We start from the raw sequence: 10,250 nt of genomic DNA on the forward strand, positions 1-10,250 counted from the left end.
CCTAGGCGCAGGAGGGGTCCCGGCGCGGAAAAACTTTCGCGATGCGCACTAGACTCGCCCCATGACCGACGCCCCGCGCACCCTCCTGCTTCCGCGCGAGGGATACCGCGGCCTGGACTCCCTGAGCCTCGCGCTGATCCGCCGGCCCGCGGACCTGCCGGGCCTGCTGGCCGCGTTCCGGCGGCTCGCCGCGGAGCATCCGGGAGGCCGCTGCTATCTCACCCTGGACGATGTGAACCAGTGCGCCTATACCGCCGGGCACGCCCGCGAAAAGTATGCGCTTGCTGCCGGGATCGACTATCCCGAGGAGGACGGCGCGGAGGCACTCGCACGCTTCGACGCCGCGATTTTTGCCGCCTCCGCGCGGGCGCTGCGCGATCCGGCCCGGGCCGTGGCCTGGGAGGATCTGCGCGCCGACCCGGGGGACGAGGAGGACATCGCGATCCTGCGCCGCCTGAACGATAACCCCGAGGTGCTGGTGGAGGAGGTGCACGTGGTCCAGCGTGTGCCCTCGGACGTGGATGAGGACCTGCTGGCCAGCCTGCCCAATGGCTATTTTGACGGCGACCGCACCCCGTTTGACTGCGCCGCGATTATTCGCCGGCTGGTCTCCCGGCACGGCTATGCGCTGCTCGGGATCGGGGCCTCCACCCTGGCCTTTCACCGCACCGGGGCCGCGCCGGCGGATATCCCGAAACTCCTCGCCGATCTGCGGCACCTCTACGGAGCGCCCGATAGCGCCCACTGGGAGGGCCTGGCACGCCGGCTCGCCACCTCCGACCTGCTGATCCTCGGCTATACCGAGAACGTCGCGGACCTCCTCGACTAGCACCCGCGAGCCGCGCAATCACGGGGCACCGCGGTGGTTTTTGGTACGGTAGTGCAGGACCACTAGCGCCGCAGAACCAGGGAGGAGCGCCGTGTATCTGAAGAGCCTCACCCTGAAGGGTTTTAAATCCTTTGCGCAGCCCACCACGTTTGCGTTTGAACCCGGCGTCACCTGTGTTGTGGGGCCCAATGGCTCGGGGAAATCCAATGTGGTGGACGCCCTCGCCTGGGTCATGGGTGAGCAGGGCGCTAAGACCCTGCGCGGTGGCAAGATGGAGGACGTCATTTTTGCGGGCACGTCCAGCCGCGGGCCGCTGGGCCGCGCCGAGGTGGTGCTCACGATTGATAACTCCGATGGTGCGCTGCCGATCGACTATACCGAGGTCACCATCTCCCGCACGCTATTTCGCAACGGCGGCAGCGAATACGCCATTAACGGCCGCGGCGTGCGCCTGCTGGACGTGCAGGAGCTGCTGAGCGATTCCGGGCTGGGCCGCGAGATGCACGTGATCGTGGGGCAGGGCCAGCTTGACGCCGTGCTGCGCGCGAGCCCCGAGGAGCGCCGCGGCTTCATCGAGGAAGCAGCCGGCATCCTCAAGCATCGCCGCCGCAAGGAGAAAACCCTCCGCAAGCTCGAGGGCATGCAGGCCAATCTCACGCGCCTGAGCGACCTCGCGGGGGAGATCCGCCGCCAGCTTAAGCCGCTGGGCAAGCAGGCCGAGGTGGCGCGCGAGGCACAGTCCATCGCGGCCATCGTGCGCGATGCCCGCGCCCGGCTGCTCGCCGATGAAATCGGCACTCTGGCCACCGCAATCCGCGAGTTTGCCGGAGATGAGAGCCGTCGCTCGGAGGAGCGTTTAATTCTCGGGGAGCGGCTGGAACACACCCGCTCCCGCATCTCCGCGCTGGAGGAGGCCCAGGTGGGCGACGCCGTGGACCGCGCCCGCACCGTATCCTTCGAGCTGGAATCCGCGCAGCAAAAACTCACCTCCCTCCTGGGCCTGGCCACTCAGCGGCTCGCGCTGCTGGACGCCCAGGGCCGCGGTTCCCAGGCGCAGAGCCCGGGCATCACCCAGGCCACCGTGGACGCCGTGGAGGCCGAGGTCACCCGCCTGATCGACGGCATCGACGAGGCCGAGGCGGCATGGGAAAACGCCCGCGGGGCCACCGCCGCCGCGCGCTCCCGGCTGGACGCCGTGGATACCGAACTCGCCGCGCAGTCCGAGCTGCTCTCCCGCCACGACCTGGAGGTCTCCGCGCTCGGCGGACGCGCCGAGACCGCCCACTCGCGCCTGAATACCCTCGGCGCCGAGCGCGCCCGGCAGGAGGCCGCACTGGCCGCCGCCGAGACCCGCGCCGAGGATGCCGCGCTGGCGCTCGCCGAGGCCACCCGCGCCTCGGGGGATGTGGACGCCGATGGCTCGGGCCTGGACGCCGCTCACCGCGAACAGCGCACCATCCTCGCCTCCGCCGAGGCCGATATCGAGGAGCTGCGCGAGGCCCTGCACACCCACGAGCGGGAGCGCGATGCGCTCGCCGCCAAAACGGGCGCACTGGGCCGGGCCCTGGATATGCGCGATGGTTCCACCGAGCTCCTCGCCCGCGGCCTGCCCGGCGTGCACGGCCTCGTGGCCGCCGCGATCCAGGTGCAGCCCGGCCACGAGGCCGCAATCGCCGCGGCCCTGGGCAGCCTCGCCGACGGCGTCCTGGTGGCCGATCATGCCGCCGCCGAGGCGGCCCTCGCCGCGGTGCACAGCCACGGGCTGGGCCGGGTGGAGCTGGTAATCGCCGAGAGCACCTGGATCCACAACGCCGAGCCCGCCCCCGCCGGGGCCCTGCGTGCGGCCGATGTGGTGCACGCCCCCGCGGGCGTCCACGCCCTGCTGCACGACGCCTATATCGCCGCCGATCTCGCCGCCGCCCGCACCCTCGCCACCCGGCTGGATCCGGCCCGCCCCTATACCGTGGTCACCGCCGCGGGCGAGGTCCTCAGCGCCCATACCCTGCGCGGCGGCTCCGGCGGTAAGCAGGGACGCATCGAGCTGATTGCCGAGCGCGAGAGCGCCGCGGAACGCCTCACCGAGGTGGAGGCCCAGATCTCCAGCATCCGGCAGGACCTGGAATCCCGGCGCGAGGCCCAGCGCGCCGCCAAGGCTGCCGCCGAGGCCGCCCTGGAGGCCCTGCGGGCGCTGGATGCCGCGCTCGCCGCCGAATCCGAACGACTCAACCGCGCGCGCGGACAGCACGAGGCCGCGACCGGGGAGCGCGACCGCCTGCGCGCGGCCCTGGAGGAATCCGCCGGTTCCCTGCGCGAGGCACGGATCGCGGCGGAAAACGCCGACCTCGCGGTGGACACCGCACGCTCGCGACCCCGCCCCATCCTGGATGCCGCCGCCCGCGAACTGCTCTGGGGCGAGCTGGAGCAGGCGCGGGAATACGAGGTGGAGGCCCGCCTGCGCGCCGAGACCGCGCGCGAACGGGTGCGCGCCGAGCAGGACCGGCTGGCCTCCGTGCGCCGCCGCCTGCGCAGCGAACGCGCCGCCGCCGAGGAGGAGGCCCGCCGCGCGGTGATCCGCGATCGCCAGGCCGGGGTGGCCCGCTCGGTGCTGGACGCCCTGCCGCCCGTGCTGGATTCCGTGGGACGCTCGGTGGCCGAGGCCGCGCTGGCCCTCGCCCGGGCCGAGCACGAGCGCTCCACGCAGAACCGCGAGCTTATCGAGCTGCGCGCCGAGGAATCCGCCGGCAGGGAACGCCTCTCCGCCCTGACCGAGAGCGTGCACGGCCTGGAGATGCAGATCCACGAGCGCCGGGTGCAGCACGCGTCGCTGTGCGAGCGCGCGATCTCCGAGCTGGGCCTGGACGAGGAGGCCCTCGCCCGCGAATACGGCCCGGATTCCGCGGTGCAGCTCACCTCCTCCGAGCTGTTTTCGCTCGCCGAGGAGGGCCGCGTGGCCTGGTCCGAGGCCCGCTTTGATCCCGCGCTTTTTGCCGAGTCCGCCGCGGAAACCGAGCGGCCCGGGCTGCCCTATCGGCGCGCGGAACAGGAGAAACGCCTCGCCTCCGCGCAGCGCATGCTCGCGCGCCTGGGCCGGGTAAACCCGCTGGCGCTGGAGGAGTTTGCCGCGTTGGAACAGCGCCATATTTTCCTCACCGAACAGCTCGCCGACCTCACCCGCACCCGCGGCGACCTGATGACGATCATCGAGGAGCTCGACCGGAAGATGCAAACCATCTTCGGCGAGGCCTTCGCCGATACCCAGGCCGCGTTTGCCGAGGTATTCCCGGTGCTTTTCCCGGGCGGAACCGGGAACATCGCGCTTACCGAGCCGGAAAACCTCCTGACCACCGGCATCGAGGTGCGGGTGCGCCCCGCGGGCAAAAAGATTGAACGGCTCTCGCTGCTCTCCGGCGGGGAACGCTCGCTCGCCGCCGTGGCCCTGCTGGTGGCGATCTTTAAGGCCCGGCCGAGCCCGTTTTATATCATGGACGAGGTGGAGGCCGCGCTGGATGATGCCAACCTCGGCCGGCTGCTGACCATCTTTGAGGACCTGCGGGAAACCTCGCAGCTGATCGTGATCACCCATCAGAAACGCACGATGGAAATCGCCGATGCTCTCTACGGTGTCTCGATGCGCCAGGACGGCGTCTCGGCCGTGGTGGGCCAGCGCGTGGCCGATCGGGCCGAGCCCGCCCCTTCCCCTGTAGTCTGAGAGTATGGCAGAACGTAGCACGTGGTCCCTCGGTAGCGCCCTCCGCGGGATGTTCCAGAAACCCACGATTGATGACAACACCTGGGACGACCTCGAGCACGCCCTCATCACCGCCGATTTTGGCCCCGAGATCGCCGAGGAGATGATCGAGGAGCTGCGCGCGAGCGTGGCCCGCTATCACACCACCGATCCCAAGGACCTCCAGCGCATGCTCCGCGAAAACGTGGAGGAGCGCCTCGCCAAATACGACACCACGCTGCACCTGAGCGACCGCCCCGCGGTGGTCCTGGTGGTGGGCGTGAACGGTGTGGGGAAAACCACCACCATCGGCAAATTTGCCAATTATGTGCGGGCCTTTGACCGCACCGTGGTGGTGGGTGCCGCCGATACCTTCCGTGCCGCCGCGGTGGAACAGCTGGCCACCTGGGCCGAGCGCGGGGGAGCGCAGATCGTGCGTCCCCAGCATCACGGCCAGGACCCCGCCTCGGTGGCGTTCCAGACGGTGGAATTCGCCAAAAATAATAATGTGGACATCGCGCTGATCGATACCGCGGGCCGCCTGCAAACCAAGAGTGGCCTGATGGATGAGCTGGCCAAGGTGCGCCGCGTCATCGAAAAGCAGGCCCCGATTGCGGAGGTCCTGCTGGTCCTGGACGCCACCACGGGCCAAAACGGGCTCTCCCAGGCCGAGGCCTTCATCGAACACGCCGGGGTTACCGGCCTGGTGCTCACCAAATTGGACGGCTCCGCGAAGGGCGGCTTTGTGCTGGCCGTGCAGGAGAAGACCGGCATCCCGATTAAGCTCGTGGGCCAGGGTGAGGGTATCGGCGACCTGACCGGATTCACCCCGCACGTCTTCGCCCAGAAACTCGTGGGCTAGGCTCCGCCTTCCCCTCCCATACCTAGAGAAATCGGTTGTACCCCTATGTCACTTGAACACGATCACTTTGGTCTTCTCGAAACCGGCGGCCCCGGCGGTGTGTACTGGTCGGAGACCGTGGAGTTCGGCGATCAGGCCGTCTCCGTCTCGCTCAGCGCGGAGGACGCCGAATCGGTGACCGAGGAGGCGCTGGATACCGCCGCCGCCATGATCAACTCCCTCGAGGAGCTGGACCTGCGGGCGCGCGAGGCGATGATCGCCGAGATCAGCTCGGGGGACTCCGCCGTGAACGCGTTTATTGCGCTGCACGTGGAGGAACAGGGCGAGGACCTGGAGGATTATTTCACGCATGTCTCGGGCGATCGGGATATCGATTTTCTGCGTTCCATTCAGGTGATCGGTGTGCGCTTCAGTCCGGTGGGCACCGGCGAGGACGATGCCTTTGTGGTCTTTGATTATGCGCTGAGCATCGACGAATCCGATGACATCCTGGTGGTCTCGTTGAATAACCGCGGCGAGTCCGTGGCCATCGAGCAGGACTAGCCCGCGGTCACCACGGCGCTGGCCTGAAGAAAACCGCTTTCGCGTTCGCGCGCGAGCTCGCTCATGCCCGCGGGAATCTCGCGGCCGTGCGCGGTCATTGACTGCGCCCAGAGCCTGCCCGCGCGATAGGACGAGCGCACAAGCGGCCCTGCCAGCACCCCGAGGAAACCGATCTCGGTGGCCGCCGCGGCATAGTCCACAAACTCCGCGGGCTTCACCCAGCGGGCCACCGGCAGATGCCGCGGAGTGGGCCGCAGATACTGGGTGATCGTGATGATATCGGTCCCGGCGTCGTGCAGGTCCTGGAGCGCCCGCAGCACCTCCCCGGGTTCCTCTCCCATGCCCAGGATGAGGTTGGACTTGGTGATCAGGCCATAATCTCGTGCCCGGGTGAGGACACCGAGGGAGCGCTCATAGGTGAACGCCGGGCGGATGCGTTTAAAGAGCCGCGGGACGGTCTCCACATTATGCGCAAATACCTCGGGCCGCGCGGAGAAGACCTCCTCCAGGTGTTCCGGGTTGCCGGAGAAATCGGTGGCGAGCAGCTCCACCCCGGTATGCGGATTGGCGCGGCGGATCGCCCGCACCGTCTCGGCGTTGAGCCACGCACCCTCATCGGGCAGATCATCGCGGGCCACGCTCGTGACGGTGGCATAGCGCAGGTTCATTCGGGTCACGGACTCGGCCACGCGGCGCGGCTCATCGCGGTCATAATCGGCGGGCTTGCCGGTGTCGATCTGGCAGAAATCGCAGCGCCGGGTGCACTGCGAGCCGCCGATCAGGAACGTGGCCTCGCGATCCTCCCAGCACTCAAAAATATTGGGACAACCGGCCTCCTGGCAGACGGTATGCAGGCCCTCGGAGCGCACCAGCGATTGCAGCTTGCGATATTCGGGGCCCATCCGGGCGTGGGTCTTGATCCACTCGGGTTTGCGCTCGATCGGGGTCTCGGCATTGCGCACCTCGAGCCGCAGCAGCTTGCGTGGGCCGCGCTCGGCCGCCGGCGCGGGGACGGCCGAGCCGCAGCCTCCGGTGCGGGCGGGAGCGGCGGGCTCCTCCGGGAGTGCGGCGGGGGCCGCGCCCGTGGCCCCCAGATTGCGGGCGCTCATGCCGATACCGCCGCATCGGGAAGGGCCGCGGGGGAGGTATACCAGCGTTCAAAATGCTCCCCGATCACCGCGGCTGCCTCCTCCGCGCTCACGGGGGTACCCCCGGCCAGGCTCAGCGAGGTGACCCCGGCATCGCGGATGCCGCACGGGATGATCCCGGAGAAGGCCTCCAGGTCCTCGGCGCAGTTCAGGGCAAAACCGTGCAGGCTCACCCGGTTCTGCACCCGGATCCCGATGGCCGCGAGCTTATTAAACGCGCCGGGTCCGCCCGGGGCCGCGGCGACCCAGACGCCGCTGCGCCCGGGCACCCGCACCCCGCGCACCCCAAATGCGGCGGCCGCGCGGATCAGCACGTATTCGAGGCGGCGCACATGCCCCACCACATCCGCGCCGCCGATACCCAGCGGCGCGACGGTGAGGATGGGATAGCCCACGAGCTGTCCCGGCCCGTGCCAGGTGACGCGGCCGCCGCGGCTGACCGGGATCACCGGGGTACCATCCGCGGGATATTCCTCGCGGCGCGCGGAGGTGCCCGCGGTATAAACCGGCGCGTGTTCACACAGGATCAGGGTATCGGGGCGGGTGCCCGCCACGACCCCCTCGTGGATGCGGCGCTGCAGCGCCCATCCCTCGGCATAGTCCAGATTTTTTGGGGCAAAACCCGCCCGCAGCGTCTCCAACATGCGCCCATCGTAGCGTTAATGTACGCAGTCCAATAATTACCCCAAGGGTGCGCCGGTTTCCGGGGGTGCGCCGAGCCACGCGCGCGCCGCCAGCGTGAGCGCGGCTATTCCCGCGGGAATCGTGGTATCGGGCTCGGGGGCAAAGCGCGAGGAGTGGTTGGCGGGAATCTGGGCATCCACCTCATCGGCGGCCCGGGCGCGCTCGAAGCGCCCGGGCTGTGTGGACCCGAGAAACCAGAAAAACGAGGGTGCACCCACGGCCTGCCCGAGGAGGCCAAAATCCTCGCTGATCGTGATCGCGGGCACCTCCCGGACGCGGTCTTCGCCGAGGCCCGTGCGCAGCGCGGCCACCGTGAGGGCCGTGGCCCAGGGATCGTTGCTGAGCACCGGAAACGCGCCCGTGGTGGTGATCTCGGGCGCCACCGGGGTGCCCGAGGCCGCGCACTCGGCCTCCACGATGCGCACCACCGCGCGCCGCAGCCGGCCGTGTACCTCGGGGGTGAGCGAGCGCAGGTTCACGGCGATCTCCGCGGTATCCGGGATCACGTTTGCCTGGGCCCCGGCGTGTAGCGCGCCCACCGTGACCACAGCGGTATCGGAGGGGGAAATCTCCCGCGCCACGATCGATTGCAGGCGCACCACGATATGCGCGGCAAGCAGCACCGGGTCGATGGACGCCTGGGGGCGCGAGCCGTGTGCCCCGCGGCCGGTGAGGCGAATCCGCAGGCTCTCCGCCGCGGCCATCGCGGGCCCCGGCGTGAAGGACACCACCCCCGCGGGGAGATTGCCCACGTGCTGCCCGAGCAGGACGCTGGGCTTCGGGAAGAGGTCAAAAACGCCATCGGCGATCATTGCCGCCGCCCCCGCCGCGATCTCCTCGGCCGGCTGCAAAAGGATCACCAGTGTGCCAGACCAGGACCTGGATGCGGCCGCGAGATCGCGCGCCGCACCGATCGCGCAGGTCATATGGATATCGTGCCCGCAGGCGTGCATTAGCGGGGTGCCCGCGGCATCCACCGCGGCGCTGGCATAGTCCAGCCCGGTGTCCTCGCGCACCGGCAGCGCGTCCATATCCGCGCGCAGGACCACCGTGGGCCCCGCGCCATTGCGCAGGATGCCCACGACTCCGGTGCCGCCGATCCGCTCGTGCACCGCATAGCCCAGGTCGCGCAGGATCCCGGCGAGCAGTGCCGCGGTGTGGGTCTCGTGCAGCGAGGGTTCGGGATGGGCGTGCAGGTGCCGGTAGAGCGCAAGCAGATCCGCGGCGGTGGCGGTGGGTGCCGTGAGGGGGTGGGTCATGATGAGCGTCCTTGCTGGGTGGTGACCGGTGGTTAGGCGCGCGGGCCTCCCGTACTCTCGCGCACAATCAGGGTGGGGGAGAGGGCGACCTTGGAGAAGGCCTCATCGCGCGGCCGCATCAGCATCCGCACGGCCTCGGCCGCGAGCAGATCGGTGGGCTGGCGCACGGTGGTTAGTGAGGGGCTGATCACCGAGGCAAACGCGATATCGTCAAAGCCGGTGACCAGGACCCGGTCGGGGATGCTCACGCCCGCGGCGCTCAGGGCGCGGATCACACCAAATGCGATCACATCGGCGCCGCAGACCACCACATCGGGCAGGCTCGGGCGCGCGAGCAGCAGCTGGCCCACCTGCTCGCCCCAGTCCAGGGAGAAGCCGCCGAGCAGCAGGTCCTCGGGCCCGGTGTGAATGCCCAGCCGGGCCGCGTATTTATGGAAGCTATCCAGCCGGGCGCGGGTGGAGGAGTTGGTGGTGGCGGAGCTAACAAAAACGGCGCTGCGTGCCCCGCGCTCGGCGGCGTGGGTGAGCAGCAGGTCCAGTGCGGCATCATCGTCGATGCCCACCCAGTCGCTCGAGGTGCCGGTCACAAACTGGTCCAGCTGCACCACGGGGGTGGCCGCGGGGATCGCGTTGATGGCCGGGGCGCTCAGCTCGCCGTGGCACGGGCTGATCAGGATGCCGTCCACGTGGCTCTCGCGCAGCGAGGCGATGCGCTGCGCCTCGAGCTCCACGTCGCCGCGGGAATCGCAGAGGAAGAGGGTTTTTTCCACGCGCTGGAGTGCGTGCTCCACGCTCTCCACGAGCGCGGTGAAGAAGGGGTTGGAGATGCTGGGCACCACGATGCCCACGATATCGGAGCGGTTGCGGCGCAGGGCGCGCGCGAAGGAATTGGGGGTATAGCCGAGCTCGGCGGCGAGGCCCACGATGCGGGTGCGGGTATTCTCGGAGACCCCGGCCTCACCGGAGAGCGCGCGGGACACGGTGGCGGTGGATACTCCGGCCGCCGTGGCCACATCGGAAACGGTTGGTTGGCGCAATTGATTACGTCCCCACTACGAATTGTTGCGACTATGTAAAATCGGGATATTTTTCCCAAGTATATCTAGATTCTTCGTGATTAATAGTCTACGTTTATCCCAATCGACGTAATCGATTACGTATGGACTCGCGAGGATGCGGGCCCATGCGACATCCTCTC

8 protein-coding genes are annotated in these 10,250 nt (G+C 69.0%); 4 read left to right on the forward strand and 4 right to left on the reverse strand.

The genetic code is table 11. The annotated features are described in order from the left end of the window. Positions 1 to 61 precede the first annotated feature (61 nt). From KXZ72_RS00155 to KXZ72_RS00170, 4 genes are all read left to right on the forward strand, one after another. The gene (locus KXZ72_RS00155) at positions 62 to 829 is read left to right on the forward strand and encodes a hypothetical protein (protein ID WP_226081693.1); all 768 of its coding nucleotides are present in this window, start codon (positions 62 to 64) and stop codon (positions 827 to 829) included. Between the two features lie 91 nt (positions 830 to 920). Continuing rightward, entirely contained in the window at positions 921 to 4,538 is a 3,618-nt protein-coding gene (smc, locus tag KXZ72_RS00160) for a chromosome segregation protein SMC (protein WP_226081694.1), read from the forward strand. Positions 4,539 to 4,542: 4 nt separating this feature from the next. Further along, positions 4,543 to 5,418: a signal recognition particle-docking protein FtsY gene (gene ftsY / locus KXZ72_RS00165; protein ID WP_226081695.1), complete on the forward strand. Its 876-nt coding sequence runs from the start codon at positions 4,543 to 4,545 to the stop codon at positions 5,416 to 5,418. 45 nt (positions 5,419 to 5,463) lie between these two features. Continuing rightward, positions 5,464 to 5,961 (forward strand): DUF2004 domain-containing protein, encoded by a 498-nt coding sequence (locus KXZ72_RS00170; protein WP_226081696.1) that lies wholly within the window; start codon positions 5,464 to 5,466, stop codon positions 5,959 to 5,961. Here KXZ72_RS00170 and lipA read toward each other — a convergent pair. The 4 genes from lipA to KXZ72_RS00190 form a co-directional block, all read right to left on the reverse strand. After that, the gene (gene lipA / locus KXZ72_RS00175; RefSeq protein ID WP_318999894.1) at positions 5,958 to 6,938 is read right to left on the reverse strand and encodes a lipoyl synthase; all 981 of its coding nucleotides are present in this window, start codon (positions 6,936 to 6,938) and stop codon (positions 5,958 to 5,960) included. The genes KXZ72_RS00170 and lipA overlap by 4 nt on opposite strands. Positions 6,939 to 7,066: 128 nt before the next feature. After that, entirely contained in the window at positions 7,067 to 7,753 is a 687-nt protein-coding gene (gene lipB, locus KXZ72_RS00180; protein ID WP_226081698.1) for a lipoyl(octanoyl) transferase LipB, read from the reverse strand. A gap of 36 nt (positions 7,754 to 7,789) precedes the next feature. Beyond that, positions 7,790 to 9,052, reverse strand: coding sequence for an amidohydrolase (locus KXZ72_RS00185; protein WP_226081699.1), 1,263 nt, complete (start codon positions 9,050 to 9,052; stop codon positions 7,790 to 7,792). Positions 9,053 to 9,084: 32 nt separating this feature from the next. Continuing rightward, positions 9,085 to 10,089: a LacI family DNA-binding transcriptional regulator gene (locus KXZ72_RS00190; protein ID WP_226081700.1), complete on the reverse strand. Its 1,005-nt coding sequence runs from the start codon at positions 10,087 to 10,089 to the stop codon at positions 9,085 to 9,087. Positions 10,090 to 10,250 lie beyond the last annotated feature (161 nt).

This window comes from Mycetocola spongiae (assembly GCF_020424085.1).
Lineage (GTDB): Bacteria > Actinomycetota > Actinomycetes > Actinomycetales > Microbacteriaceae > Mycetocola > Mycetocola spongiae.